Genomic DNA, 25,299 nt, shown 5'->3' on the forward strand with positions numbered 1-25,299 from the left:
TCATTAGATTTATATCTGCCACAGGCGCACCATCACTTCATCCACTCGCTGATGAGGTGAACCATGAAACAATCCGCTATTATCTGGCCGAACGACTACCTGCCAGGCACCACCGATAACTTTGCATCCAACGAAATCATCGTCGCCGGGCTGAGCGCAAAAGAGATTTGGGCGCAGCTTAACGACACAACCCTGTGGCCGAACTACTACAGCAACGCCGAAGATATCCGTTTTCACGACGGCAGCGGTCCGGAACTGAGCGCCAACGCTCGCTTTCGCTTCACGACCTTTGGCTTCCCGGTAGAGGCGCAGGTCACGGAGTATGTTCCACCCGTGGACGGTGAAGCCGCACGGATCGCATGGCACGGCTGGGTGGAAGGGGATGAGATGGCGCGTCTGGATGTGATCCACGCCTGGCTGTTTGAAGACTTGCCCGGAAACCGCGTCCGTATTCTGACTCAGGAGTCACAGAAAGGCGTTCCTGCCCAGGAACTTGCTCGCACCGTGCCGAATCCGATGATTAACGGGCACCAGGAATGGATCGTCGGGCTGGCGAATGCGGCGATGCAAGAAAAGTTGTCGAAACGTTAAATCCGTCACACTTTTGATGATAAACTGCGCGACTTTTCCGCACGTTTTTATCTCAGGTGATGCCATGACAGAACATATCCAGCCCACAATTCCACCGCAGGCCAAAGCGGTTTCGCGCCCAAACTGGTCGGCGGTCTTTGCCGTGGCGTTTTGTGTAGCCTGCCTGATTACCGTTGAGTTTCTGCCGGTTAGCCTGCTGACGCCGATGGCGCAGGATCTGGGCATCACCGAAGGCGTAGCCGGGCAGTCGGTGACGGTGACGGCGTTTGTCGCGATGTTCGCCAGCCTGTTTATCACCCAGATCATTCAGGCCACCGATCGCCGTTACGTGGTGATCCTGTTTTCCGTGCTGTTGACGCTCTCCTGCCTGCTGGTCTCTTTTGCGCATTCCTTTACGCTGCTGCTGGTGGGGCGTGCCTGCCTTGGGCTGGCGCTCGGTGGATTCTGGGCGATGTCGGCGTCGTTGACGATGCGACTGGTGCCGCCGAGAACGGTGCCGAAGGCACTGTCGGTAATTTTTGGCGCGGTCTCCATCGCGCTGGTGATCGCCGCTCCGTTGGGCAGCTTTTTGGGTGGGATTATCGGTTGGCGCAACGTCTTTAACGCCGCGGCGGTGATGGGCCTGCTGTGCATCGTCTGGATTGTAAAATCGCTGCCGTCGCTGCCCGGCGAGCCGTCACATCAGAAGCAGAACATGTTCAGCTTGCTCAATCGCCCAGGAGTGATGGCCGGGATGATCGCCATTTTTATGTCCTTTGCCGGACAGTTCGCGTTCTTCACCTATATTCGCCCGGTGTATATGAATCTGGCGGGATTTGATGTCGATGGCCTGACGCTGGTCTTGCTGAGCTTCGGGATTGCCAGCTTTGTCGGCACTTCGCTCTCGTCCGTTATCCTTAAACGCTCGGTGAAACTGGCGCTGGCCGGTGCGCCGCTGGTACTGGCGGTGAGCGCGCTGGTGCTGACCCTGTGGGGGGACGATAAGACGGTGGCGGCAGTCATTGCGGTTATCTGGGGACTGGCGTTTGCGCTGGTGCCGGTGGGCTGGTCGACATGGATCACCCGTTCGCTTGCCGATCAGGCAGAAAAGGCTGGATCCGTTCAGGTCGCCGTGATCCAGCTTGCCAATACCTGCGGGGCTGCGGTGGGAGGCTATGCACTCGATAACCTCGGCCTGCTGTCGCCCCTGATGCTTTCCGGCAGCCTGATGCTGCTGACGGCGCTTCTGGTGGCAGCGAAAGTGCGCATAAAGGATATGCAATGATCGCCTGAGCCAAGATCTGGCCTACCTGCAGGTAGGCCAGCTACATCCACATACTGCCGTCAGAACCACGCTTCCCACATCGCGCCAATGTTGAAATCATCCAGGGTTTCGTCATCCGTACCGTTCACTCGCGCGGTGCGGTCGTTTTCCACCTTGCCGCCCGTCACATAGAAGCGCAGCATCGGACGGAACTCCGGCCCCATCGCGATCGACATGTTCTGTGACAGAGTCAGCTTCCAGCCTGAGTTATCGCCGCCGGTGTCATAATCGACACGCTGATAACCCGCCTCCAGCCAGGTAGAGTGGACGTCGTTCCAGAAATACATTGGACGCACGATCGCGCCATAGTTCTTACGGTTTTCACTCTGATCGGAACTGTTGTCGTAGTCATGGAACGCCAGCAGATACTCCACCTGCGCCTGCTGCGTGAATTTGTGGCTACCTTCGAAGCTGGCGTAAACGGTGGTCAGATCGTCGGTTTTGTTGTAAACGCTGTTATCTGAGTTGTCGGAATAGCGGGCGATCACTTTGTTCACGCCGCTGTCGTTAGTATGGCTGACCACAAACGCGCCTTGCCAGGCTTTCAGGCGCTCTTCGCTGTCGACGGCTTTCGAGTCAAAGCCGTAGTTGGCGTAGATTTCCAGATCCAGCGGGCCGAGCTTCATGCCGTGAATTTTCGAGGTCACTGCATAATTGCCCTTATCGCCAGTGCCGGAGCCGCCGGTACAGGTAATGCGCGACGGGTTCGCTTCGTCTTCCATGACTTCCGGGCTGCACGACTCCACCGCGGCCACGGTCGCCACGTCAAACTGGACGCCGCCAATGTCGACGTTTTTCACCCCGGCGCCCTGACCGTCGTGGTTCATCCAGAAATAGTCGTTGATACCCTGTTGTGGACGCTGGTGGAAGTCGCGGCCCGCCCAAATGTAAGCGTTCGGGTTAGAGGCCAGCACGTTCGTCACGCCCGCGTAGGCTTTTTTGAGGTTTACCTCATCGCCCCAGTGGTCGATCATTACGTTAATATCCCAGATGGCGCCGTTATCGCTTTTGAAGGCTTTCGACAGTTGGAATTCCCCGCCGTTGCTTTCATTACCCAGACGACCAATCGCCGACGCGCCGTTATAGGAACCGTCGACGCCGACATATTTCTGATCGCCGCTCTGGAAGTGCGCCCCGTAGCGCGCGTAGCCGCTAAATTTCACGCCAAAGGGGATGGCCATATCCGGAGACTGGGCGGCGCTTTGCGGTTCGTTAATGACATCGGCTTTCTGCGCTATCGCGGCGTCCATTTTCGCCTGCCGCTCCGCCAGCGCTTTATCCACGGCTTTAGCGACGATAGCGTCGATCTGTTCCTGAGTAAATTCCTGTGCGAGCGCAGACATGGGACACAGCGCGGCCATGACCGCCAGCGTTACTGGAAGTTTTTTTATCATGTTCATGGTTATCTCATCGGCACTTTATCCTTCAGGCTGCTTTCGCATTCTGAACAGATGTGACCATTAATTTATTTTAAGATAATAACCATCCCGTCTCGGTTTAATTGCTATCACCAAAACAAGTTGATCTGTTTTTTATATAAAGGGTACAGAAAACGTTTATTTAATCGTGGTGTCGTCTCCGTGTATTATTTAAATGAATTTAGCGTTGATAGAGATGAATAATTTCCTCTGATAGCTCGCGGGCTAGCAGCGACGTCATTAAATGATCCTGCGCATGCACCATAATTAATGTCATCGGTTGCCGGGCTTCCCCGGCATCCTGTTCGATCAATTTGGTTTGCATGTGGTGAGCCTGACGCGCATAGCCATCAGCCTCACGAAGCAGGCTTTTCGCTTCGTCAATGTTGCCAGCGCGCGCGGCGTGCAGCGCCTCAAAGCAGAGGCTGCGTGACTGTCCGGCATTGACGATGATTTCCATTACCGCTTCTTCTAATGCAATCATGATATTCTCGTATTAATCGAATCCATTACTGGCGGCAGTTTTCGCAAACCACTCGCCGCTCTTTTTCACCGTACGTTGTTGCGTGTCTAAATCTAACTGCACAAAGCCGTAGCGGTTTTTATAACCATTGAGCCATGACCAGTTATCAATAAAGGTCCACATATGGTAGCCAAGGCAATTGCAGCCTTCGCTTATTCCTTTATGCAGCCATTTAAGATGTTCTGTGACAAACTCAATACGGTAGCTGTCGTTAATTTTCCCGTCCTGAATAAAGCGCTGTTCTTTTTCCACACCCATGCCGTTTTCGGAAATAAAACAGCGCGGATTGCCGTAATTATCCCGCAGGTTGGTAATAATATCGTAAATACCCGGCTCATAAATTTCCCAGCCGCGATACGGATTCATTTTACGCCCCGGCATTTCGTAATAATCAAATAACCACTCCGGCATAAACGGCGCGTCCGGATTGACGGCGCTGTCCCGGCACTTCACCCGGCGAGGCTGGTAGTAGTTGATCCCCAGCAGATCGATTTTGCCGTCGGCGATCAGCTGCGCGTCGCCGGGCTGGCAGGCCGGAAGTTGGTCGTACTCTTTCAGCAGCGTCACCAGGTCCGCCGGATATTCCCCTTTCAGCACCGGGTCGAGGAAGCTACGGTTAAACAGCAGGTCCGCATGGTGCGCGGCCTTCACATCCGCCGGGTTTTGCGAGCGTGGATAGGAGGGCGTCAGGTTGAGGACGACGCCGATCTCACCGTCATAATTTCCGGCGCGATACGCTCGCACCGCCGTAGAATGTGCCAGCACGGTGTGGTACGCCACGGTAGCTGCGCGTCTGAAATCCACCACGTTCGGGTAATGGAAGTCATACAGATAGCCGCCTTCAACCGGAACAATCGGCTCGTTGAAGGTGAACCAGTGCTTCACCCGGTTGCCGAACAGGTCGAAACACGTTTGCGCGTAGCGGCCAAACGCGTCCACCACATCGCGGTTTTCCCAGCCGCCTTTTTCCTGCATCACCATCGGCATATCGAAGTGGAACAGGGTGATAAACGGCGTGATGCCCTGCGCCAGCAGCGCGTCGATAACATTGTTATAGAAGGCCACCGCCTCGGGATTCACCTCGCCGGTGCCGTCCGGGATAAGACGTGTCCAGCTGATCGAAGTGCGAAAGCTGTTATGGTTTAACTGCTTAAGCAGTGCGATATCCTCTTTCCAGCGCTGATAAAAGGTCGAGGTGTTCGTCGGGCCAACCCCCTGATGGAAACGGCCAGGCTGGCGATCGAACCACGCATCCCATGTGGTCTGGCTTTTGCCGCCGTTCAGGCTATCCCCTTCGGTTTGCAGCGCTGAGCAGGCGCTGCCCCACCAGAAGTTTTCAGGAAAACGGTATCTCATTGTTCTGACTCCTTGATTCATTATGAGTTGCTACGAGCTGCATTCGCCACGGAGACGGCATCCTGCGCTTTTTGTTCTTCTGTTTTCATCAGCGAACGTTCGTAGGCGCGCAGGAACGGCAGGTATATCAGCGCCGACATCACCATACAGATGAGACACATTACCACCGGGCTAAAGGCCCAGTTCGCCGCCCAGGAGGCGCCGATCGGCGCGGGCGTGGTCCACGGCGTCAAAGAAACCACCTGTTCCAGCCAGCCCAGACGGGTCGCGGTGTAAGCCAGTACGGCGTTGATCATCGGCACAAAAACAAACGGAATAAACAGCATCGGGTTCATGATGATCGGCGCGCCGAACAGAATAGGCTCATTGATGTTGAAGAAACTAGGCACAATTCCCATTTTGCCGATAGTTCGCAGGTGCGTGACGCGGCTGCGCAGTAGCAGGAAGGCCAGCGGTAAGGTAGACCCTACGCCGCCAATCAGCAGGTAATGGTCCCAGAACCCTTGCAAATAAACGTGCGGCAGCGCGGCGCCAGCCGCCAATGCGGCCTGATTGGCAGAGAGGTTAGCCATCCAGAACGGGTTCATGATGCCAGTGACAATCAGCGCGCCGTGGATCCCGGCGAACCAGAAAATCTGACACAGCAGGACAGAAAGTAAAATCGCGGGCAGCGAATCCGATGCCGACACCAGCGGCTCCAGCAAATGCATAATCGCCTGCGGAATAATCATCCCGGTCTGCGCTTCAATAAACAGATTCAGCGGATGCAGGGTGGCGATCACTACCAGAACCGGAATCAGGATTTCAAACGAACGGGCGACACCGGTCGGCACTTCTTTTGGCAGGCGGATCGTCACGTTGTGCTGCTTTAGCCAGGCGTAGACGCGGGTGGAATAAATGGCGGTGATTAACGCGGTGAAGATCCCCTGACCGGAAAGGTACTGAGTGGAAATGTTACCGTCGGCATACGGGGCGGCGACCAGCAAAAACGCCATAAACGCCAGCAGGCCGGACATGATCGGATCGAGGTTAAACTGACGGCCCAGGCTTGCGCCGATGCCGACGGAGATAAAGAACGTCATAACGCCCATGCTGAGGTTAAACGGCAGCATCAACTGTTCACGATACGTGGCGGAGAAATCAAGCCAGCCACGGGCAAAGCTGTTGGTGGTTTCGGCAGAAAACGGCGGGAAGATAAACACCAGCATAAACGAGCCGATGATCATAAACGGCAGCGCCGCGGTAAAACCGTCACGAATCGCAATCACATACTTTTGCTGGCCCAGTTTCCCGGCAAGAGGAGTGATGGATTGTTCTATGACAGCAACCATTGACTGATATAACGAACTCATAATGACACCTTCTAGTGTGTCGCTTCAATCAGCGACAGAGCATAGTCCAGCACCTTGTCACCGCGTTGCATTCCGTAATCCAGCATATCGATTGCTTGTACGGGTATACCCTGGGTGGCAGCCTTCTCAGAGAGCGTGTTAAGCATGTACTTTACCTGGGGGCCAAGCAGCACCACCTGGTAATTTGGAAACTGAATGTCAAATTCGGAAACGCCGTAGGCGTCAATTTGTACCGGTAGTTTCCGTTCTTCCGCTGCTTCGACCATTTTACGAACCAGCAGACTGGTAGACATCCCTGCGGAACAACACAACATAATCCTGAACATTGTTAACCATCCTTAAAATGTAAAAACTTATTGCGAGTCTGATTTGATATCATACGGAAACCGGTTTCCATTTGAAGCAAACAGAACTGTGACACTCATCAAGAACTTATTCTTATAAGGCTAATTATTTGGATTCAGCTCACGATTTTGGCTGCAAAAATGTCTTTTTGAGTGAAAATGGAAAATCGGTTTCCATGAAAAACGGAAACAGCTATACTGCCTTTGGCGATAAAATGAGCCAATGTTAACTTCAGGATTTGAGGAGCCAGGCGGGCTCTGTCAGGGGAGAATGATGTCTACTATCAACGATGTATCGCGTTTGGCTGGCGTGTCGAAAGCCACGGTGTCGCGCGTGTTGAGCGGATCGCGTGGGGTAAAGGAAGCCAGCCGTCTTGCCGTACTGAAAGCGGTGGATGAGCTAAATTACCGCCCGAATGTGATTGCCCAGTCGCTGCTAAGCCAGACCACGGGCTGTATCGGCGTGATATGCGCCCAGGACAACATCAACCAGACGACGGGCTATCTTTATGCGCTGGAAAAGCATCTGAGCCAGCACCAGAAACATCTGCTGCTTCGTTTTGCCAATACCAAAGCGGAAGTGCTGAGCGCACTCGACGAGCTGAGCTGCGGTTTGTGTGACGATGTGCTGATCATTGGCGCGCGTTTTCCACTGAACATTAACCAGGAGAACGTCATTCTGGTGGACTGTCTGGAAGTGGGGGACGACGTTAACAGCATCCAGTTCGATCACGCTTTCGCGACCGAAACCGCCTGTAACTATCTCATCAGCCAGAATCGCCGACAGATTGCGTTGATTCATCCTCACGGGATGGGTTTTTCCGATCAGGTTTTACTGGGCTATAAACTTGCACTGGAGAAAAACTTCCTGCCGTTTAACCGTAACCTGGTCTTTATGGACGCGACGTCGTCTTCCGTGGCCCTGCAGGAGCTGCTGAATAACGCCTCGACGCTCAACTTTAACGCGCTGTTGGTGGCGGACGAACAGCAGGCGCAGCGAGTTATTCCGCAACTGCAGGCGTTCAATAAGTCCGTTCCGGAAGACATTATGGTTTTCAGCCTGGCGGGATCGCTGCATCTGCCGGGTATTCCCACCATTCCGGCAATTGAATATTCTATGGACGCCATGGCGGCGCGTATTGTCGGTTGGCTCAATGAAAAAACGCAGAATATGCTGGGATCGTATACCCTGCGCGGCGACCTCATTATTCCGGACGTGCGTCAGCGATAATTATGATGACCGGGCGTGGGGCTGCGGCTTCACGCTTACATATCCGGGCATTCAACCTTACCTAACGCTTCCCAATAGTTGTTCTGGTTATTTCTCTCCATCGCCACAATCGCTTCGCGAATATGCAACTGATTCCCTTCTGTAGACATAATGGTTTTTTCCCATGCGTCGTCAGAAGGCGATCCCTTCGGCGAGCAGAGCTTACGTAGATCCTTCAGAATGGTATTTTTCTCGTGTACTGACTGGAGCGCGCCATAAGGCGAGTCGGCCCGGGCGAATCCCGATAGGGTAAAAAGTACGGCAACCATCGTCATAACGGCGAGTTTCATGATAATAATCCTTTTGTCGATGCACATCTCATTAAGAATAAGTGTAGACGGTAGGCGGCTCACTCGGCATTCCGTGTGAATGCTGAAAATAAAGTAAGCCAGAAGCGGTATGTTTCAGGAGGATAATATGCAGATACAGGTTACAGAGACGGTTACCGAAGACGATCAGAACGCACTGCTCACCGGGTTACGCGCTTATAATCTTCAGTTCCTGAAAACGACCCATTTTGGCAATCTGGCGGTGTACTGGCGCAATGATCGCGAGATTATCAAAGGGGGGCTGATTGGCGAAATCAAAGGCGAGTGGCTGTGTATAAAATACCTGTGGATGGATGAATCGTTGCGCAGGGGCGGCTACGGCAGACAGCTGATGCAGGCAGCGGAAAAGGCAGCGCAGGAGCGAGGCTGCCGTCACGCGCTGGTGGATACCATGAGTTTTCAGGCGCTGCCGTTTTATCAGAAGAACGGATATCAGCTAAAAATGACTCTCGATAATTTCCCGGAAGAAGGCGCGTCGAGACATTATTTAACGAAGACATTTTGATGACCGGTGAGTGAGCCTCTGGAACGTCTTTCACTTTCTTACGCAGCAGAATCGTGTATGTTCTGAACAATCAGTTAATGCTTAAGCGGTAGAGAGATGAGAAGGATTGAGATCGTTCTGGGTGAGCTTGAAAGGTTGACGCGTGGGCTGGAAACGGCGGATTTGGCACAGGAAACGGCGTTTACCGCAGAAGCGATCGGCTTTAACCTCGGGCTGGCGCGCAATTCGGTCAGTAAAGATCTCAATCAATTGTGGAACGATGGCCTGGTCATCAAAAGTCGGGGAAGACCGGTATTTTTCCTGCATTGCCAGGCGCTGGAAACGCTTTTAGGTCGTAAGCTGACGGATGCCGAGCGTGAAGTACGCTCGGTTGCCGAACTGCTGCCGCAGCAGGAAATGGCATCCGTCGACGATCCGTTTACCGGCCTGATTGGCTACGATCGCAGCCTGCGCGATGCGGTGGAAAAGGGTCGCGCCGCAGTGCTTTATCCCCATGGTCTGCACGTACTGCTGACCGGTCCTTCTGGCGTCGGTAAGACGTTCTTTGCCGAGCTGATGCATCGCTTTGCCTGTGAACATACCGCAGGTTCCCCGCCGCCCCTGGTCTATTTTAACTGTGCGGAGTATGCCCATAACCCGGAGCTGCTTTCGTCGCATCTTTTTGGTCATCGGCAGGGAGCGTTTACCGGTGCGAACGAAAACAAGCCCGGCCTGGTCGAGCAGGCTGACGGCGGCTATTTGCTGCTCGACGAGGTCCATCGTCTGCCCTACGAAGGGCAGGAAAAATTATTTTCCCTTCTCGATAAAGGCGAATATCGCCCGTTAGGTTCCAGCGCCGCGGCAAGGCCGATTTCGGTACGGCTGATTTGCGCCACCACGGAAGCGGTCAACTCTTCACTGCTGCGGACTTTCCAGCGACGTATCCAGGTGACAATTGACCTGCCCGGTATTCGCCAACGTTCTGTTGAGGAACAGGTGGGGCTGATAGTCGGGTTCTTGCAGCGCGAAAGCCGTAAAATCGAGCGTACGGTGAGCATCGATAAATCGCTGCTGCTGTGGCTGCTGAACAAGCCGCTGGAAGGAAATATCGGCCAGCTTAAAAGCGATATTCAGTTTCTCTGCGCGCAGGCGTGGGCGGCAGGCATGACGGAGCACAACGAGACGCTACAGCTCGACAAACGGCTGGCGGAGATGCCGTTTCAGGCTTCGGTGGAGCAACGTTTGCTGGTCGATGCGTTGTTCAACGGTCAGGAGCGCCTGAGCATTGATGCCCGCACGCTGCCAGCGCTGAAAACTTCGCTTGCTACGGGGGCGGAGATTGAAGAGAGCGATCTGTTTTACAGCTTTTTGACTCGCGAATACGTCAATTTGCGCAACAGTAACGTGCCGCCAGCGGAAACGCTGGCGATACTGAAAAATAAACTCAGTTCTATTTTTGAGTACGGCCTTTACAGCCGCGACAGTATTGCGCCCCCCCCGCGCTATGGTAGCCAGATTGAAGAACGCGTCACGCTGCTGATTGCTTGCGTGGAGCAGGTACTGGGCTTTTCCCTGCCGCAAAATCTGGTAAATCCTCTGCGAAAACACTTTCTGGCGCTGATTGGCTATGTGCAACGGGGCCTGATTCCACAGCTTTACTCCTCCAGCCTGATCCTCGATCGCTGTAAAGATGAATATGACAACGCCACGCTGTTATGCCGAAAAATCAACGAATTGTTGCATATTCAGTGCCCGGCGACGGAAGTGGTCTGGCTGTGCCTGTTTCTGAAAGAGTGTCGTCACTACCGCCAGCGCATAGACGCCAGTCCGGAGTGCGGGGTGATTCTGGTCGCCCACGGCGCGACGACGGCGACCAGCCAGGCGCAGTATGTGAATCGCGTGCTGGAGCGGGAATTGTTCTGCGCTATCGATATGCCGTTTGAACAGTCGGTACATGACACGCTGGAAACCCTTATCCAGATGATTCAGGCGCATCGCTGGCAACGGCTGATCCTGATGGTGGATATTGGTTCACTGGTCCATTTTGGCAGCACCATCAGTAAGTTATTTCAGATCGACGTGTTGTTGGTACCCAATATTACCCTCACCAGTCTGCTGGAAGTGGGGCTGGATTTAAGTTATGAAACCAGCGACTTGCCGCAGCTGGCGGCGTTAATACAGAGCAAAAGCATACCCTGCCAGCTCTGTACGCCTCAGCAGGAAAACAGCGGGAAAGTCTTGGTTATCTCCTGCATTACCGGCATGGGCACGGCAGAAAAAATTAAAAAGGTGCTGGAGGAGAGTTTTGGCGAACTGATGTCGCAGGATACGCGAATGGTCATCCTGGATTACAACGAAGTGCGCAGCCTTGAGCGCGTCCAGCAGGCGCTAAACGCCAGCGAACGCCTGGCGGGGATTGTCGGTACCTTCCAGCCGGGGCTGCCGGATATTCCGTTTATCTCGCTGGAAGAACTGTTTTCTGAACAGGGTCCGGAACTGGTACTGAGCCTGCTGACGCCAGATCTATCCAGTGCGGAACGCCGCCTGGAAATGGAGCGCAGTGCGATGCGTTTTATCAGCGCCCTGACGATGGAAAGCATTATTAATCATATTTCAGTGCTTAACCCGCAGCGCATTTTGAAAGAGATGGAAGGCGTGCTCAACCATCTAACCAGCGCGCTTTCGCTGAAGCCAAGCCGCCAGGTGACACTACGCTTTCTGATCCACTGCTGCTGCATGGTTGAGCGTATCGTGATTAACCGCAAACCGTTACAGATGGCGCTGGAAAACAAGCCGGAACTCGATGCCCGCGCGTTTAGTGTCATCAAATCCGCTTTTTTGCCCATCGAAGAAGCCTATGCGATTCGGTTGTCGGACGCGGAATATTTTTATATTTACGAACTTCTCTATAGCTGATCCCTTAGCTGGCGCGGCCCGTCGCTTCGCCAGTTCACCTGTCTTCCCTGCGTGACACAAACTCTGGCACAGCTCTTGCTCTTATTACTGACGTAAACGTAATGAAGCCAGGAGGCCATTTTGACTACCACTCAACCGTTGCCCCACATCTTGCTGCTGACCCATGGCGGCTGGGGACAACAGCTTTGCAACAGCCTGCGCATGGTGATGGGCGAAATTAACGGCGTAACGGAAATTGCGCTGATGCCTGTCGATACGCTGGGTGAGTTTTATCAGCGCGTCGAAGCCGTTGTCCAAACCCTGCCGGAAGGCTCGCTCATCCTGACCGACTTTATTGGCGGCACGACGTCCAACGTGGCGGCGCGGTTGAGCGCTGACTATCCGGTGGCGGTGATTTCCGGCTTAAACGCATCGCTGCTGCTGGAGGCGCTGGACCGTCGTGAACATGGCGCGCTCACCGCCTGCGTGACCGATCTGGTTGAAGCCGGGCGCAGCAGTTGCCTGGACGTTGTCGCTCACGTTCGTCAATTACAACACGCAAAAGAGGGATAAAACGATGGCAAAGGTCGTGTTATGTCGTATCGACAGTCGTCTGATTCACGGGCAGGTCGTCACCAAGTGGGTCGGACAATCGCAGGCTAACCGTATCGTCGTCGTCAGCGACGAACTGGACGCCGATCCGTTTATGAAAAATATCTACCTGATGGCCGCGCCGCCGAACATCAAAGTGGACTGCTACGGCAACCAGAGCTTTGCCGCCGCGTGGAAGGAGAATCAGCTTGGCGACGGCAGCGTACTGGTGCTGTTTCCGTCCCTTGCCGCCGTGCAGGACGCCGTTCAACTGGGCTTTGGCGTCAGCACCCTTCAGGTGGGCGGTTTAGGCGGTGGGCCCAACCGTAAGGCGGTTTTTCAGAACATCACACTGGATGAAAAAGACGTTGGCATTCTTAACGACCTGAAAAATCGCGGTATTCAGGTGTACTTCCAGACTATCCCGGAAGATAAGCCACAGTCTCTGGACGATATCCTGAAAAAATTCTAACCCTCTGATAATGGGATAACACTATGGATACCTTACTTTTTGCAAGCCTGATGGGGTTGTATTACTGGTTTGCCCGTTTACGCCTTGGCTACACCTTCTCGGCCATGCTGTTACAGCCTGTGGTCATCGCGGTCTTTGTCGGTCTGCTGCTCGGCAATATGCAGACGGCGATGATCATTGGCGCCGGTATGCAGTTGGTTTATCTCGGCGTGACCTCTACCCCTGGCGGCAATGTGCCGTCCGATCCGGCGCTGGCGGCCTGTATTTCCATTCCGATTGCGGTTAAGGCCGGGATGGACCCGAATCTGGCCATCGCGCTGGCGATACCGTTTGGCGTTATCGGCGTGTTCCTCGACCAGTTGCGCCGTACGCTGAATGCCGCCTGGGTACATATGGCTGACAAACACGCGGAAACGGCGAACATGGCCGGCATAATGCGCTGCGCCTTCCTCTACCCGGCGTTACTCGGGCTGGTACTGCGTTTTCCGGTGGTATTCGCCGCCAACTACTTTGGCCAGAACGTGGTGGAAAGTTTCCTCAAGCTGATGCCGCACTGGTTGACCCACTCCTTTGAAATCATGGGCGGGATCCTGCCGGCGCTGGGCTTCGCCATCACCATTATGGTGATCGGTAAAAAGAGCCTGCTGCCGTGGTTTATCGGAGGATTCTTCGCGGTGCTGTATCTCAAGGTCGACATCATGGCAATGGCCATCTTCGGCACCTGTGTGGCCTTCCTGATTAAAGGCCTGGCGAAAAATGAAGGAGCAGCATGATGAGCAGCGACGTAATGCAACATGAACTGGTTGAGCGTGCGCGGGAAAGCGGGGCGCTGACCAAAGCGGATATCACCAAAGCGTGGTTTATCTACTGGCTGGGCGCGGAAGTGTCTAACTCGTATGAACGTTTACAAAGCCTGATTTTCTGCGCCTCCATGACGCCGATCATCAAAAAACTCTACCCGCAAAAAGAGGAGCAGGTGGAAGCGCTCAAGCGTCACCTGAACTTTTTTAACTCGGAGCAGACGTTTGGCGCGGTTATCCAGGGGATCGCTATCGCCATGGAGGAACAGAAAACGCGCGGCGAACCGATCAGCGACGCATCAATTACTGGCATCAAAACCGGTCTGATGGGGCCGCTGGCCGGGATGGGGGACTCTATCGTCTGGGCGGCGGTGATGCCGCTGTTGATTGCGATTTTTATCCCATTCGCGGCAAATGGCAGCGCATTCGGCGGTATTGCCCCGCTGATCCTCTATCCGGCGATCACCCTGGCGATAAGCTATGGACTGATCCACAAGGGTTACACGCTCGGTCGCGACTCCATCGTAGGGCTGTTACAAGGGGGGCGAATCAAGGAACTGATCTACGGCGCCAACGTGCTGGGGCTGATCATGATGGGGGCGCTGTCGGCGAGCTACGTCAAAATTACCACGCCGTTGAAGATCAGTGCGCTGAAAGGGTCTGAAGTGGTGGTTCAGCAGATCCTTGACTCCATTGCGCCGGGCCTGCTGCCGCTGGCGGCGGTATTTGCCATCTATATCTTCCTGGTGAAAAAAGGGCCGCGTTACACCACCATTTTGCTGTCCATTGTCGCGCTTAGCGTGGTGTGTTCGCTTCTGGGAGTGTTGTAAGCCATGACGCAAAATATCTATCAACAGCTCGGGCTTAAGCAGGTGATTAACGCCTGCGGCAAGATGACCATTCTTGGCGTCTCCAGCGTCGCGCCGGAGGTGATGCAGGCCACGGCACGGGCGGCCTCATCTTTTGTAGAGATTGACCGGCTGGTGGAGAGAACCGGCGAGCGGGTTTCGCGCTATACCGGCGCGGAAGACAGTTACATCACTTCCTGCGCGTCGGCAGGGATTGCGATTGCCGTCGCTGCCGCCATTACGCGCGGCGACCCGCATCGCGTGGCGTTGATGCCAGACAGTACGGGAATGGCGAATGAAGTGGTGATGTTGCGCGGGCACAACGTTGATTATGGCGCGCCAATCGGTACTGCGATCCGTCTGGGCGGCGGACGCGTGGTGGAAGTGGGAGCGAGTAATCTCGCCGCCCGCTGGCAGTTGGAGAGCGCGATTACCGACGCCACAGCGGCGCTGCTGTGCGTGAAGTCTCACCATTGCGTACAGAAGGGCATGCTGGAGATAGAAGATTTCGTGCAGGTGGCAAGCATTCATAACCTGCCGCTGATTGTGGATGCCGCGGCCGAAGAAGATCTCCACTCCTGGGTGGCGAGTGGCGCAGATATGGTGATCTACAGCGGCGCGAAAGCGTTCAATGCGCCAACGTCAGGGTTTATTACCGGCAAACAGCGGTGGATTAGCGCCTGTAAGGCGCAGCATCACGGGATCGCGCGGGCGATGAAGATTGGCAAGGAGAACATGGTCGGCCTGGTAACCGCTCTGGCGCATTATCACCAGGGGCAAGCCGTGGTTAGCGCAGAACAGCTGCAACCGGTGGCAGAGGCGATTTCAGCGATCCGCGGATTTCATGCCGATATCGAACAGGACGAGGCTGGACGTGCGATCTGGCGCATTCGCGTCAGGGTCAATGCCGGGGAACTGGGGTTGAGCGCCCGTGAAGTTGAGGCGCAACTGCGCGGCGGCGAGATAGCTATTTATGCCCGCCGCTACAACCTCCATCAGGGCGTTTTTAGCCTCGACCCACGTACGGTCGCCGAGGGGGAGATGGCGCTGATTGTCGCGCGGCTTAAGGAGATTGCAGAACATGCAGCAGATTAATTTTTATCGTCAGCGTGTGGCGATTAACGTGCTGGCGAAAGACATCGCCAATGCCCGGGAAATCTATGACGCCGCAGAGGGACACGCGGTGATTGGCATTCTCTCCGCGCAGTTTTCGTCGGTAGACGAAGGCGTACAGGAGGTGAAACGCTGGATGGACGAAGTACCGTCCATCTCGGTTGGGTTGGGGGCGGGCGATCCGGCGCAGTATTACAAGGCGGCGATGATTGCCGCCCAGGTGCGCCCGGCGCACGTCAATCAGACCTTTACCGGCAGCGGTTTTGCGGCGGGGGCGCTGGCGGCGACGGGGGGTGAGCTGACGCATATCAATGCGCTGGTCAGCCCGACGGGGACGCCTGGCGAAGTGCTGATCTCCACTGGCGTCAGCAGCAGCCAGGGAACACCGGCGCGTGTTTCCTGCGATGCCGCCGTGCGAATGATGCAGGATATGGGCGCGCACGCGGCGAAGTTTTTCCCAATGGGCGGCGAGACGTCGCTGCCGGAGCTATATGTGCTGGCGACCACCGCGGCACGTAACGGCATGACGCTGATTGAACCGACTGGCGGTATCGATCTGGCTAATTTCGGCGTGATTCTGCAAACCTGCATGGAAGCGGGCATGCCTCGCGTGATGCCGCATGTGTACAGTTCAATTATCGACCCGCAAACCGGCAATACACGTCCTGAAGATATCGTCAGGTTAATGGAAATTGTCAAAGCATTGGTCTGAACCGGAGGGTGTTGCGTGCGAGTCGCGCAGCGCCATTTGCTTTAACATTGAATTCCGCTTTATGCCTTTTTCTTCTTATTGATACCGATAATCCGCGTCATTTGCAGATTATGGAACTGGAAGGCGCGCAGTTACCGCGCGTGCTCGACGACCCGAAAGTTGATGTGGCGATCATCAGCACCACATATATCCAGCAAACCGGGCTTTCACCGGTGCATGACAGCGTTTTTATCGAAGATAAAAATTCGCCTCACGTGAATATCCTGGTGGCGCGGGAAGATAACAAAGACGCGGAAAACGTGAAGGTATTTTTGCAGTCTTATCAGTCGCCGGAAGTGGTAAAGGCGGCAGAAAAAATCTTTAACGGTGGCGCGGTGCCGGGCTGGTGACAAAGACCAACGCCGCGCCGGAGGTATTACGCCGCCCTGGCGCGGCGGCGGGAGTCCATTGAAATCAAAACGACTGACGAGAGGATCAGTAGCGTGCCAAGCCAGTCCGGCAAGGTAAACGTAATGCCTAACAGCAGTAGCGACAGTAGCGCGCTGCTCAGTGGCTCCGCGCAGCTTAAAATGCTCGCTTTCGGCCCGCCTATCATCTGCGCGCCTTTCAGGTACAGGCTAAAGGTTAATGACGTACCCACCACCACCAGATAGAAAAACGCCAGAATCAGGCTACCATTCACCACAAAATTGGTCCCTTCCCCGGCATAAAACGGCAGCAGACACAGACCACCAATTAACATACTCCAGCCAACGATCGGTAATGTGCCGTAACGGGCAATCAGCGTGGAAGGGTAGGTAGTGTAAAATGCCGCAGCAAACGCTGAGGCAATTCCCCAGAACAGCGCGGCGGGAGAAATCGACAGCGACGTAGGATTACCGTGGGTCACCAACAAAAAGGTGCCCACCAGAGACGTCAGGATCGCGGTCAATACCAGTACGCCGGGACGCGCCTTACGCACCAGCGCAAACCACGCGACGATGATGGTGGGGGACAGAAACTGCAATACCGTGGCGGTCGCGGCGTTTGATTTTTCAATGGTCAGCAGGAAGGTAAGCTGTACGGTAAGCGCGCCTAAAATGGAAAACAGCAGCAGACTCAGGGCATCCTGACGATTTTTGAAGGCCGAAAAGATTTTGTCGCCATGAACGAATGACAGCATCAGCAAAATCATCCCGGCGAAGATCAAACGCGTCATGGTCAGAAACGGCGAAGACATCTGGCTCTGCTCCATAATGTACTGCGCGCAGACGCCGGAACTTCCCCACAATACGGCGGCAACCAGGACGTTGAACATCCCTTTTCTGGTGGAACCCATATTTTCCTCAGTATTGATTTTTGGCGTGGTTTTACCGTCATGATAGCAGATTAGGCAGGCGGTTTATCATCCACAGAACAGGGGGATTTCCTCTCGACGTAACAATAAAAAACCAGGAATGAGGGAGATTGCACCTTTTTTCGCCGCGTTCTATTGTGATGATGTATCAACACCTGGAAGGAACACATCATGGGTAAGCGTCGTGGTTTAACGGCTGTGCTGGCCACTCTGGTTTCTCTCTCCCTGTTTGCTGCCCCTGTTATGGCAAACCCGGGAAATGGGAACGGTAATGGCGGCGGCCATGGTAATAGCAGTGGTAATCATGGAAATAAAGGCAACCAGGGAAATCAGGGGAATAAAGACCACAAAGGAAATTCCGGCGATAAAAAGAACGTCTCATCCGACAAACGTAAAAATTACGGTAAACCCGATCATGTTGACTCCGACATCAGTTTTGCGACAGCGCGTCATCTGGCCGTGAACTACGGTCTGACGGGTTACGACGCCTTACCGCCGGGGATCGCGAAGAACCTGGCGCGCGGTAAACCGCTTCCTCCAGGCATCGCCAAAAAAGCCGTACCGGCCTCAATGCTTGGCGAACTGCCTTACTATCCGGGGTATGAATGGCGAATCGTTGGCGACGACCTGGTGCTGATTGCGCTCAGTACTGCCGTGGTCACGGCGATTATTAACGGGGTATTTGATTAAGCCTCTATACAACGTAACAAAAAGCCGGGAGATTCCCGGCTTTTTTATATCCGGAATTCGCCGTTTTCATTCTAATGAATAAACTCTTTTCCGTAGCACGGACAATGGGGACGGGGCCGCGTAATGATTTAATGCACGAGAATTAATAAGCAATAACGAAGGATATTTTGGCGGAGATCACAGGAGTCGCATTTGGTGGTTAATCATGTTGAATTTATTGATTATTTTCATATGCGCTTTACTGACATGCCCCCGATTATGCCCCCACATGTTTTTCCTTAATGATCAGCTGGCTGATTTATGAGCGTTTCAAGCCAAGGTTGAACTGTGCCCGATGAACATCCAAAGATGTTATCCAGTGTTCTTGATCCTGCCAGGAGAAACCCTTCTGGTCAATGCGCACAAGATCGAATCGTTCCACAAGGAAATTAACAGCATCAGTAAGATTCACTCCCGCCTCTATATGTTCCTGAATCGTCGTATCGTTACTGAACGGTGTATCGTTGATCGTGAGGCCGTAATGATGCTCTAAAATATACGTTAATAGTTTTTGCCAAACTTGGACAGGAGACAGGCGTGACGAAACCGTCACCGTTGCCGGTACAGTTGAAATATGCATGTGTTGAGTCCCTGATAAAAGAAGAGGAAGGTGTTATCTGGTTAGAGCTGACTGGGGATATATGGCAATGTAAACGTAGCCATGAGAGCCGAGAGTGTCAGCTTCACAAGTAAGTCCGTTGTGATGCCTTGTGACGCAGTGCTGGCTGCGAGGATCAAGCTCGCCAGTCGTGAGCATCCGCTCAAGCTGTTTCATCATCAGTGGAAATGCCTGGTCCAGACGCAAAGCTTCATCGTCACTGAATGAGCCATCAAACCCAGCCCGATCAGTCAGAAAGTAGAGACGGTTGCCTTCCTGTACCAGGCGAGCGCCGAAGCACGGCTTGATATTACGTTTTAATCCCCACTGAAGGCAGGATGCGTTCTCCGTTGATGAGCCGGATAAGGTGGTCGATTGCATTAACATATTCCTTAATGACTGAGAGAAGTGATTAATTCATCGTCACGCTGCGAAGGATGGCATATGGGCCTGCCCGGTCCTGACGACGCTCAACAAAAACAGCGAGTACACCGCCGATGTCCTGAACTTCACGTCCGTAGTAATGGCAGACACTGCCATGCCACTGGTAATGACCTGTACAGAAGGCAGATAACCGGGATTCGGGATGCTGACGATAAATATGCATCGCCTGGCGCTTACTGATGATTTTCATTCTGCACCTCACAACCAACCACATTCAGCAAAAGACACCACTTCGTTCCCAACAACCAAATGATCCAGCACTCGCACTTCTACCAGTGCTAACGCTTTCATTATTCGCTGGGTGATGTGTTTATCCTGCTGACTGATTTCTGTCGTACCGGACGGATGGTTATGCGCCAGAATTACTGCAGCGGCGTTGTGCTTCAGGGCCGACTTCACAACTTCGCGTGGATGTACTTCGGTATGGCTGAGCGTGCCGGTAAACAGCGTTTCTCGCCCCAAAAGGCAGTGCTGGTTATCGAGATACATCACGATAAATACTTCCCGCTCCTGATGAGCCATCTGTAGCTGAAGCCAGGTCTTGGTGAAGCTGGTGGAGGTAAAAGACTCACTCGGTTGACGCTGATATTTTTCCAGCAGTCGTAACGCCCGACGAATAACGCGCTGCTCATTTGGCAGGAATATTGGGGATAAATTGAGTGCCGACATAATTGCTCCTTAAAACAAAATGCCCCGCTTGCTTAGTGGCAGGGCATGAAGAGATGGATGGTAAAAAGGTTCATGAAGCAAGCTGCAGCATATTCTCGGCCATCACCCAAAGTGCGCGGTTCAGCTTCACATCCCCGTCGATGCCTTTAACGGCACGTGTATGGGAGCGTTGACCTTTGGTCGTTCGCCCCGACAGACCGCCTTTAATCAGGTTTTCCTGAATACGCTGGTAAGTGGTCCAGAGATCATTGCTTTCGTCCTGCCAGCGGCGTGGGGAAAGTATCTGCGATTCTGTCACCGGCTGATGCTCTTCACCAAAGCGATAGGTTAATGCCGCTTTAGCCATTGCCTGCTGAGCGGGAGGCGGCAACAAAAGCGACTGCATGGCATCGCGCTTCTCTTCTACGCGGTCAAATATCCCCAGTACTTCGTATGCTCCTTCGATTACTTTCTCTACTACGTTGCCTTTATGTGGCACACGAACTTCACCAAAACTCTCACCGCAAATCAGCCCATTCTGGCAAACCGATCTGAATAACCCCGGTAACATCTGATATGAGCTAGAGCCGTCGTGGCTGTTTAGTAGAATAATTTCTGGAACCTGTTTGCCAGTAATCTGACCTTCACGACGCAGGCGCAGCATGTGCTTCGTATGCTCTCGTTTGCTCTGGTCTCGAACTCGGGTCTGGCAGGCAAAGAATGGCTGGAAGCCTTCACGTTGTAGGTTATCGAGCAGGGAAATAGTTGGGATATAGGTGTACCTGTCACTTCGGGATTCATGTTTGTCTTCGCTGAAGACACTCGGCACATAGTGCGCCAGTTCGTCACGGGTTAGCGGGCGGTCGCGGCGAACAAGATTGACTGAGCCGAAGCGGCTGGCTAAACGGGTCATAGAAACTCCTGTAGAAAATGGACATAAAAAAGGCCACCCCGAAGGATGGCCCTGTCTGTTATTGATTAGTCTGATTAGGTCGCTGGTGGTAACGTGGGCTCCAGGGCAGGCGGCACCATTTCTGCTGAGCCGTGCCTTTCGGCCCGGTAGAGCTGGAGCTGCGCCAGTAACGGGGCTTTCCGTGACTGGAGATAATCCAGACACCATTCCCTTCTAACAACCAGTCTGACCGGCACAGGCAGAAGCTCATAAGCCTTACTGAACATCGACTCGATAAACACATCGTCACTGAGTTTATCCTCGGCAATGGTCAGCAAACCGCTGATAACGATATTGTCGAGCAATCGCTTATATCGGGTAGTACGGGATTCTGGCCCTTCTGTAATTTGCTCACTGACATTTTCTTCTACCTGCTCATCCTTGTTATCAGTGGGGGAGATATTTCCCCGCAGATTTAATTTCTCTTTCAGTCCCTTGAGTTTTCCTTGGGTATTTTCAGACATATTGCTTTTTTCCTCTGAGCTTGCAGCAAGGGAGATCAGGCAAGTGTGGCGAGTTTTTTGATGATGCGTATCAGACTCATTGTGGTGAGGCTGGCACCCAGTGCTTTAACCGCAACAGAATTGCTGCGCATCAATGTCACACCGGCAACACTCAAAACAAGTTGCCAGGTACAGTCCACGGTTGGTAGCGTTTCCTGATGTAATGTTTTTCCCACTGAACCTCCGTTAGCTGAATAACGGTTAAAAATTTATCTCACTGATAATGTTATTTATAACCATTGGGAATCCACTGGCCTTGCTTACGGATATCAGTAATGATGTCTCCCTGGTCGACCGAAATTGTGCGCCAGCCCGGCTCTTTACTGGAGGCATTACCGTAGGTGTACCCTACTGTCATAGTGAGAGCTTCACCCGTTGTGGTGGTTAAGTCAGCTTCATATGCCGCTTCGGTATTTTGTTTGCGGATGAAACGCACGGTATTAATGGCACGACAACGCAGACTACTTTTGGCATGTTCAAATGAGTTATCCGCCATCTGGCAACCTTCAGATTTAATTTCATCCGTCAGGCTTGTCGAAGCATTAAAGTTTTTAGGAGCAGGTACGAAATTCGCCATATCGCTGCGCATGGTTGGCGGATCTGTCTGAAGCACAAGATAAACAGGACAATCTGATTTTCCGACTTCACAGGCTTTTGCCACATAATCACGTACCAGCCAGCCTTTATTGCCGAAATACTCAGCACCACTCTCGTCTTTACATTGTGACCACGTGGCTTTTTGTCCCATCATCACGCCGTCTACCAGGACGCAGGTGACAGCTTTTACAGGCTTCCCGTCCCAGCGAACAGCGTCAAAGGGTTGAATGCCGGTGTGATTCACATCAAGCGTATAAGCCTGCGGGTTCTTCGCTATCCGGTCATTTGCCTGTTTCAGTTGATTACTGCCTTCCTGAGTCAGAAAGAAGGTATAGCGTCCGGGATGTATGTCGCCGTGAATTGTCATTGCAGACGAGACCAATGGAATAAACAGTGCTGCAGAGCTGAGAGATAAAACAACGAGTTTACGCATAAGGTTTCCTTTCAGTTTATTAGTGATTAATACAGTCCTGCCATGTGGTATCAGCCAGTGCTTCATTCAGCCCTTTGGCGCTGAATTTTTTAGAGATAGCGACATTCATTGAGGTCATTTTTATTACGTCTTTTTCACTTGTCGCTTTTAGCGCAGTAAAGGTCGTTTCATCCAGAGGATGGTTTGTACCATTGATACTGACTCCAGGATCAGAAAGCCCTGTTTGTGACGAGACGCGGTAATCCTCCGCAGGTACGCTGTAAGCAGCAGCCAGCTTTCCGCTTGTGCAGGTCAGTGTGAGCACTTCGCCTGAAGCATTTTGAGTATTGAGTTCAAACTCCATGGCACTGATGTTCCCGTACCAGTCACCCCATTGCTGGTCAGCCTGTACGGCGCTGGCACTGTGGCTAAGCAGCAGTAATCCAGCCAGAGTTGCATAATAGTTTCTGAGCATTTTGGTTTCCTTTCCTGATGATTTAGATACAAAAAAGCCCGCTTCCGTGTTAAGGGGAGCAGGCTGATCGTATTGATAAAATGAGCTAGCAGATAATCGTTAATACAGATCAGTTTCAGAAAATTGATCGTTTGAATCTATCATTAAAACGATCGATACACCATTATCAATAGTCATTGGCTATCATGATTTAAGTATCGATCGGTACAACAGATCAATGTACAGAAGCCACACCAGTAATACATACCGGCGCGGCTTCATGGGGGTAATATAGGTGTGAAAATATGTGGAGTACTTTCAAGGCACTTTTATGGGGTAATTTATCCTGAGTAATAAGATCGCCAATTCCCCACTAGTTAATTTATTAGCTGTAGTTTGTTACTGATTCTTTTTATTTTTTCTTTTACGGGTAAGGTATGTATCCCTGGCACGCTTAAACTGCTGATACAGTTCTGGTTCGATGTAAGTTCCTCCAACATAGAAAATCCAGACTGCATGGATAGCTAAATATGTTTCTTTTGGTGTCGATGGCTGAATGATCTCAAATGCATCATGCCAGCCAATTTTGTTAAAACTGGAAAGTAGACCGCCATCTTCCGGGGAAAGGTCTATGGTTCTGTAACTAACCTTTTTTGTGCCACTTTCATGCCCTGAATTCTTATCACTAGCGGCGTCATTGCCGGTTGATTTATCGTAATCTTCCTGTGAAGTACTTTCTGACATATTCTGATTGCAGATATCATCTTTGTTGTCAGCAGTGCATACTGAGTGGATATTATATTCACCAGATAATGCAACACTCTTCTCCGGGGTGTCTGTGCTTTGGTCGTAAATACGCATTCTCCTGGACGGTTTGTTTTTCATATATTCCCAGGCCCACTGGCATAACTCTGTATTGTCCATGGGAATGCTTAACTTACGTTTTGCTTTAAATTTATTATCCCATTGGGATCTTATGTTTTTTATAAATGATAATTTATCAATGAAGTATGCTGGGACTAAATCCATAAAATACAGAATGGAGTTATAACGTTCTTTATGGGATGTGGGATGTGTATGCAGCGATTTTATTTCTGAAAGAAATGATTCTAACGCAATCGCATACTGAGTATTTGGGTTGAAATTATCAGAAACGGATAGATCAGTCAGGGAATGGACATGACTAAATTTTTGTGGTGCAACCTCCTTTTGGATATTTATCATTTCAGAAGATAGTAGAGGATAATATTTTTTAATGCTTAACCACACAAAATAGCAGGCATGCTCATTTTTCCTGAACCATTCAAACTCTGACTCCGGAAGAAGTGAGTCAAGAAACAACTCTATTTTTCTTTCATAATAAAGTATGGCATCAAGGACACCTGAATAATAATCGCTGACAATTTCAGATAATAGTAAAGGGGCATCCCGTATATTCATTCGATAAATTGAATTTATTCTTTTCATGTTTTTTAGAGGTGAGGAACGGTAATGATCGACCATAGGTTTATTTTCCATTACAAACCAATAAAAAACGGATAGTTCTCTTTTTGTTTTTATTTTTAGCCGGTAATCCTCATTCTTACCTTTGCTTAAACTCATCTTTTACCTCTTCGAATGGCGGACTCAATTTACAGCATATCCATTATTTTTATACTGATAATAGATGTAGTGTATTACGTAGTCAACAAGTGGATTTTTCATAGTTTTTTTGTAGTGTTTTTTTTGATAGAAAGTCCAGTATTACTGACAAATTACACAGAAAGTAGCTTTTTTTAGACAGGTATGTAAGGAGAGTTTCCTTATCGCCATAGTGAAAGGCCATAACCTGTCCCAGCATGCCTTCAGTAATGACTCTTCAACCACGATGGAGACTCTCCTTAGAAATGTAAAACCATACATACATGACCTATCCATTTGAAAGGATGCCGCCCGGCGTCCTCATGATAAATTCTTTTGGAGAAGTCATGAAAGAGATTGATCTTTATAAAGACCGATTCGTTGATATGGTTTTCATTACCGAGCTGACCAGTCTGTCTGATAAGTGGTTTTATAAAATGGCACAGCAAGGAAAGTTTCCAAAACCTGTAAAATTTGGCCGCAGTTCCCGCTGGATAGAGCGTGAAGTAAAAGAGTGGTTGGAAGCTCGTGTTAATGAGCCGAGAACATAAAAGACTGCTAAAGATGGTGATGGTGAGGGTTACTAACTTTACACCATGTTTATA

General features: G+C 52.0%; 30 protein-coding genes and 1 pseudogene. 14 read left to right on the forward strand and 17 right to left on the reverse strand.

Features of this window, described 5'->3' with window-relative positions:
- Positions 1-63: 63 nt before the first annotated feature.
- Positions 64-591 carry an SRPBCC domain-containing protein gene (locus JY391_RS00195; protein WP_181822306.1) on the forward strand — a complete coding sequence of 176 codons (528 nt, stop codon included), beginning with the start codon at positions 64-66 and terminating at the stop codon, positions 589-591.
- Between the two features lie 64 nt (positions 592-655).
- Entirely contained in the window at positions 656-1,855 is a 1,200-nt protein-coding gene (gene nepI, locus JY391_RS00200; RefSeq protein ID WP_042287396.1) for a purine ribonucleoside efflux pump NepI, read from the forward strand.
- A 59-nt stretch (positions 1,856-1,914) separates the two neighbouring features.
- Here the strand turns inward: nepI and JY391_RS00205 are convergent, their stop codons facing one another.
- The 5 genes from JY391_RS00205 to JY391_RS00225 form a co-directional block, all read right to left on the reverse strand.
- On the reverse strand, positions 1,915-3,294 hold the full coding sequence (locus JY391_RS00205; RefSeq protein WP_205612638.1) for a carbohydrate porin: 1,380 nt from the start codon (positions 3,292-3,294) through the stop codon (positions 1,915-1,917).
- A gap of 199 nt (positions 3,295-3,493) precedes the next feature.
- On the reverse strand, positions 3,494-3,796 hold the full coding sequence (locus JY391_RS00210; protein ID WP_008786514.1) for a PTS lactose/cellobiose transporter subunit IIA: 303 nt from the start codon (positions 3,794-3,796) through the stop codon (positions 3,494-3,496).
- Positions 3,797-3,808: 12 nt separating this feature from the next.
- Positions 3,809-5,191, reverse strand: a complete 1,383-nt coding sequence (gmuD, locus tag JY391_RS00215) for a 6-phospho-beta-glucosidase GmuD (RefSeq protein ID WP_211935059.1) — start codon at positions 5,189-5,191, stop codon at positions 3,809-3,811.
- A gap of 20 nt (positions 5,192-5,211) precedes the next feature.
- Complete coding sequence (locus tag JY391_RS00220) at positions 5,212-6,543, reverse strand: PTS sugar transporter subunit IIC (RefSeq protein WP_060569989.1); 1,332 nt, start codon at positions 6,541-6,543, stop codon at positions 5,212-5,214.
- A gap of 11 nt (positions 6,544-6,554) precedes the next feature.
- The gene (locus JY391_RS00225) at positions 6,555-6,869 is read right to left on the reverse strand and encodes a PTS sugar transporter subunit IIB (protein ID WP_042287136.1); all 315 of its coding nucleotides are present in this window, start codon (positions 6,867-6,869) and stop codon (positions 6,555-6,557) included.
- Between the two features lie 292 nt (positions 6,870-7,161).
- On the opposite strand from JY391_RS00225, the gene JY391_RS00230 reads away from it, so the two are divergent.
- Positions 7,162-8,118, forward strand: a complete 957-nt coding sequence (locus tag JY391_RS00230; protein WP_042287133.1) for a LacI family DNA-binding transcriptional regulator — start codon at positions 7,162-7,164, stop codon at positions 8,116-8,118.
- 35 nt (positions 8,119-8,153) lie between these two features.
- Here JY391_RS00230 and JY391_RS00235 read toward each other — a convergent pair whose 3' ends face one another.
- Complete coding sequence (locus JY391_RS00235; RefSeq protein WP_042287129.1) at positions 8,154-8,447, reverse strand: YicS family protein; 294 nt, start codon at positions 8,445-8,447, stop codon at positions 8,154-8,156.
- Between the two features lie 127 nt (positions 8,448-8,574).
- On the opposite strand from JY391_RS00235, the gene JY391_RS00240 reads away from it, so the two are divergent.
- The 9 genes and pseudogenes from JY391_RS00240 to JY391_RS00280 all read left to right on the forward strand — a co-directional run.
- Positions 8,575-8,991: a GNAT family N-acetyltransferase gene (locus JY391_RS00240; protein WP_211935060.1), complete on the forward strand. Its 417-nt coding sequence runs from the start codon at positions 8,575-8,577 to the stop codon at positions 8,989-8,991.
- A 96-nt stretch (positions 8,992-9,087) separates the two neighbouring features.
- Entirely contained in the window at positions 9,088-11,886 is a 2,799-nt protein-coding gene (gene dagR / locus JY391_RS00245; RefSeq protein ID WP_211935061.1) for a transcriptional regulator DagR, read from the forward strand.
- A gap of 120 nt (positions 11,887-12,006) precedes the next feature.
- A complete protein-coding gene (locus JY391_RS00250; RefSeq protein ID WP_042287124.1) occupies positions 12,007-12,438 on the forward strand; it encodes a PTS sugar transporter subunit IIA in 432 nt (143 codons plus the stop codon).
- A gap of 4 nt (positions 12,439-12,442) precedes the next feature.
- Entirely contained in the window at positions 12,443-12,928 is a 486-nt protein-coding gene (locus JY391_RS00255; protein WP_211935062.1) for a PTS sugar transporter subunit IIB, read from the forward strand.
- 23 nt (positions 12,929-12,951) lie between these two features.
- Positions 12,952-13,701, forward strand: coding sequence for a PTS mannose/fructose/sorbose/N-acetylgalactosamine transporter subunit IIC (locus tag JY391_RS00260; RefSeq protein ID WP_042287117.1), 750 nt, complete (start codon positions 12,952-12,954; stop codon positions 13,699-13,701).
- Positions 13,698-14,558, forward strand: coding sequence for a PTS system mannose/fructose/sorbose family transporter subunit IID (locus tag JY391_RS00265; RefSeq protein WP_211935063.1), 861 nt, complete (start codon positions 13,698-13,700; stop codon positions 14,556-14,558). Before JY391_RS00260 ends, JY391_RS00265 begins: the two co-directional genes overlap by 4 nt.
- Positions 14,559-14,561: 3 nt before the next feature.
- Positions 14,562-15,671: a D-glucosaminate-6-phosphate ammonia lyase gene (gene dgaE / locus JY391_RS00270; RefSeq protein WP_211935064.1), complete on the forward strand. Its 1,110-nt coding sequence runs from the start codon at positions 14,562-14,564 to the stop codon at positions 15,669-15,671.
- Positions 15,658-16,401: a 2-dehydro-3-deoxy-phosphogluconate aldolase gene (gene dagF / locus JY391_RS00275; RefSeq protein ID WP_042287106.1), complete on the forward strand. Its 744-nt coding sequence runs from the start codon at positions 15,658-15,660 to the stop codon at positions 16,399-16,401. The genes dgaE and dagF overlap by 14 nt, the downstream gene beginning before the upstream one ends.
- Before the next feature lie 74 nt (positions 16,402-16,475).
- A pseudogene (locus JY391_RS00280) lies at positions 16,476-16,790 on the forward strand (MetQ/NlpA family ABC transporter substrate-binding protein); the annotation flags it as partial.
- Positions 16,791-16,816: 26 nt separating this feature from the next.
- On the opposite strand, the gene JY391_RS00285 reads toward JY391_RS00280, so the two are convergent.
- Positions 16,817-17,719: a carboxylate/amino acid/amine transporter gene (locus JY391_RS00285; protein WP_042287101.1), complete on the reverse strand. Its 903-nt coding sequence runs from the start codon at positions 17,717-17,719 to the stop codon at positions 16,817-16,819.
- A 189-nt stretch (positions 17,720-17,908) separates the two neighbouring features.
- Here JY391_RS00285 and JY391_RS00290 point away from each other — a divergent pair, with 189 nt between their 5' ends.
- A complete protein-coding gene (locus JY391_RS00290; RefSeq protein WP_060569994.1) occupies positions 17,909-18,427 on the forward strand; it encodes an anti-virulence regulator CigR family protein in 519 nt (172 codons plus the stop codon).
- A 298-nt stretch (positions 18,428-18,725) separates the two neighbouring features.
- On the opposite strand, the gene JY391_RS00295 is transcribed toward JY391_RS00290, so the two are convergent.
- The 10 genes from JY391_RS00295 to JY391_RS00340 all read right to left on the reverse strand — a co-directional run bounded on the left by JY391_RS00295 (position 18,726) and on the right by JY391_RS00340 (position 24,676).
- Positions 18,726-19,046: a TA system toxin CbtA family protein gene (locus JY391_RS00295; RefSeq protein WP_096080170.1), complete on the reverse strand. Its 321-nt coding sequence runs from the start codon at positions 19,044-19,046 to the stop codon at positions 18,726-18,728.
- 33 nt (positions 19,047-19,079) lie between these two features.
- Complete coding sequence (locus JY391_RS00300; RefSeq protein WP_096080169.1) at positions 19,080-19,445, reverse strand: type IV toxin-antitoxin system YeeU family antitoxin; 366 nt, start codon at positions 19,443-19,445, stop codon at positions 19,080-19,082.
- A 31-nt stretch (positions 19,446-19,476) separates the two neighbouring features.
- Positions 19,477-19,698, reverse strand: coding sequence for a DUF987 domain-containing protein (locus tag JY391_RS00305; RefSeq protein WP_096080168.1), 222 nt, complete (start codon positions 19,696-19,698; stop codon positions 19,477-19,479).
- Between the two features lie 8 nt (positions 19,699-19,706).
- The gene (radC, locus tag JY391_RS00310; protein WP_096080167.1) at positions 19,707-20,177 is read right to left on the reverse strand and encodes a RadC family protein; all 471 of its coding nucleotides are present in this window, start codon (positions 20,175-20,177) and stop codon (positions 19,707-19,709) included.
- A 70-nt stretch (positions 20,178-20,247) separates the two neighbouring features.
- The gene (locus tag JY391_RS00315) at positions 20,248-21,069 is read right to left on the reverse strand and encodes a DUF932 domain-containing protein (protein ID WP_096080166.1); all 822 of its coding nucleotides are present in this window, start codon (positions 21,067-21,069) and stop codon (positions 20,248-20,250) included.
- 74 nt (positions 21,070-21,143) lie between these two features.
- Entirely contained in the window at positions 21,144-21,572 is a 429-nt protein-coding gene (locus JY391_RS00320; RefSeq protein WP_096080165.1) for a hypothetical protein, read from the reverse strand.
- Positions 21,573-21,607: 35 nt separating this feature from the next.
- Positions 21,608-21,787 (reverse strand): hypothetical protein, encoded by a 180-nt coding sequence (locus JY391_RS00325; RefSeq protein WP_096080164.1) that lies wholly within the window; start codon positions 21,785-21,787, stop codon positions 21,608-21,610.
- A 50-nt stretch (positions 21,788-21,837) separates the two neighbouring features.
- A complete protein-coding gene (locus tag JY391_RS00330; RefSeq protein ID WP_096080163.1) occupies positions 21,838-22,641 on the reverse strand; it encodes a hypothetical protein in 804 nt (267 codons plus the stop codon).
- Positions 22,642-22,660: 19 nt separating this feature from the next.
- Entirely contained in the window at positions 22,661-23,095 is a 435-nt protein-coding gene (locus JY391_RS00335) for a hypothetical protein (protein ID WP_149463744.1), read from the reverse strand.
- Between the two features lie 378 nt (positions 23,096-23,473).
- Positions 23,474-24,676, reverse strand: a complete 1,203-nt coding sequence (locus JY391_RS00340) for a hypothetical protein (RefSeq protein ID WP_096080161.1) — start codon at positions 24,674-24,676, stop codon at positions 23,474-23,476.
- A gap of 365 nt (positions 24,677-25,041) precedes the next feature.
- On the opposite strand from JY391_RS00340, the gene JY391_RS00345 reads away from it, so the two are divergent.
- Positions 25,042-25,245, forward strand: a complete 204-nt coding sequence (locus JY391_RS00345; RefSeq protein ID WP_096080160.1) for a helix-turn-helix transcriptional regulator — start codon at positions 25,042-25,044, stop codon at positions 25,243-25,245.
- Positions 25,246-25,299: the final 54 nt, after the last annotated feature.

Origin of the sequence: Citrobacter sedlakii, assembly GCF_018128425.1 — a bacterium.
In the GTDB taxonomy this organism is placed as follows: domain Bacteria; phylum Pseudomonadota; class Gammaproteobacteria; order Enterobacterales; family Enterobacteriaceae; genus Citrobacter_A; species Citrobacter_A sedlakii.

Bases quoted from the DNA above. Each gene is read 5' to 3' on its own strand.
- radC (WP_096080167.1), bottom strand. From the start codon at position 20,177: ATGTCGGCACTCAATTTATCCCCAATATTCCTGCCAAATGAGCAGCGC.
- JY391_RS00225 (WP_042287136.1), bottom strand. From the start codon at position 6,869: ATGTTCAGGATTATGTTGTGTTGTTCCGCAGGGATGTCTACCAGTCTG.
- JY391_RS00330 (WP_096080163.1), bottom strand. From the start codon at position 22,641: ATGCGTAAACTCGTTGTTTTATCTCTCAGCTCTGCAGCACTGTTTATT.
- JY391_RS00265 (WP_211935063.1), top strand. From the start codon at position 13,698: ATGATGAGCAGCGACGTAATGCAACATGAACTGGTTGAGCGTGCGCGG.
- JY391_RS00220 (WP_060569989.1), bottom strand. From the start codon at position 6,543: ATGAGTTCGTTATATCAGTCAATGGTTGCTGTCATAGAACAATCCATC.
- nepI (WP_042287396.1), top strand. From the start codon at position 656: ATGACAGAACATATCCAGCCCACAATTCCACCGCAGGCCAAAGCGGTT.
- dagF (WP_042287106.1), top strand. From the start codon at position 15,658: ATGCAGCAGATTAATTTTTATCGTCAGCGTGTGGCGATTAACGTGCTG.
- dagR (WP_211935061.1), top strand. From the start codon at position 9,088: ATGAGAAGGATTGAGATCGTTCTGGGTGAGCTTGAAAGGTTGACGCGT.
- gmuD (WP_211935059.1), bottom strand. From the start codon at position 5,191: ATGAGATACCGTTTTCCTGAAAACTTCTGGTGGGGCAGCGCCTGCTCA.
- JY391_RS00205 (WP_205612638.1), bottom strand. From the start codon at position 3,294: ATGAACATGATAAAAAAACTTCCAGTAACGCTGGCGGTCATGGCCGCG.
- JY391_RS00210 (WP_008786514.1), bottom strand. From the start codon at position 3,796: ATGATTGCATTAGAAGAAGCGGTAATGGAAATCATCGTCAATGCCGGA.
- JY391_RS00295 (WP_096080170.1), bottom strand. From the start codon at position 19,046: ATGCATATTTCAACTGTACCGGCAACGGTGACGGTTTCGTCACGCCTG.
- JY391_RS00255 (WP_211935062.1), top strand. From the start codon at position 12,443: ATGGCAAAGGTCGTGTTATGTCGTATCGACAGTCGTCTGATTCACGGG.
- JY391_RS00195 (WP_181822306.1), top strand. From the start codon at position 64: ATGAAACAATCCGCTATTATCTGGCCGAACGACTACCTGCCAGGCACC.
- JY391_RS00290 (WP_060569994.1), top strand. From the start codon at position 17,909: ATGGGTAAGCGTCGTGGTTTAACGGCTGTGCTGGCCACTCTGGTTTCT.
- JY391_RS00300 (WP_096080169.1), bottom strand. From the start codon at position 19,445: ATGCAATCGACCACCTTATCCGGCTCATCAACGGAGAACGCATCCTGC.
- JY391_RS00230 (WP_042287133.1), top strand. From the start codon at position 7,162: ATGTCTACTATCAACGATGTATCGCGTTTGGCTGGCGTGTCGAAAGCC.
- JY391_RS00285 (WP_042287101.1), bottom strand. From the start codon at position 17,719: ATGGGTTCCACCAGAAAAGGGATGTTCAACGTCCTGGTTGCCGCCGTA.
- JY391_RS00345 (WP_096080160.1), top strand. From the start codon at position 25,042: ATGAAAGAGATTGATCTTTATAAAGACCGATTCGTTGATATGGTTTTC.
- JY391_RS00335 (WP_149463744.1), bottom strand. From the start codon at position 23,095: ATGCTCAGAAACTATTATGCAACTCTGGCTGGATTACTGCTGCTTAGC.
- JY391_RS00260 (WP_042287117.1), top strand. From the start codon at position 12,952: ATGGATACCTTACTTTTTGCAAGCCTGATGGGGTTGTATTACTGGTTT.
- JY391_RS00240 (WP_211935060.1), top strand. From the start codon at position 8,575: ATGCAGATACAGGTTACAGAGACGGTTACCGAAGACGATCAGAACGCA.
- JY391_RS00235 (WP_042287129.1), bottom strand. From the start codon at position 8,447: ATGAAACTCGCCGTTATGACGATGGTTGCCGTACTTTTTACCCTATCG.
- JY391_RS00340 (WP_096080161.1), bottom strand. From the start codon at position 24,676: ATGAGTTTAAGCAAAGGTAAGAATGAGGATTACCGGCTAAAAATAAAA.
- JY391_RS00305 (WP_096080168.1), bottom strand. From the start codon at position 19,698: ATGAAAATCATCAGTAAGCGCCAGGCGATGCATATTTATCGTCAGCAT.
- JY391_RS00315 (WP_096080166.1), bottom strand. From the start codon at position 21,069: ATGACCCGTTTAGCCAGCCGCTTCGGCTCAGTCAATCTTGTTCGCCGC.
- JY391_RS00320 (WP_096080165.1), bottom strand. From the start codon at position 21,572: ATGTCTGAAAATACCCAAGGAAAACTCAAGGGACTGAAAGAGAAATTA.
- dgaE (WP_211935064.1), top strand. From the start codon at position 14,562: ATGACGCAAAATATCTATCAACAGCTCGGGCTTAAGCAGGTGATTAAC.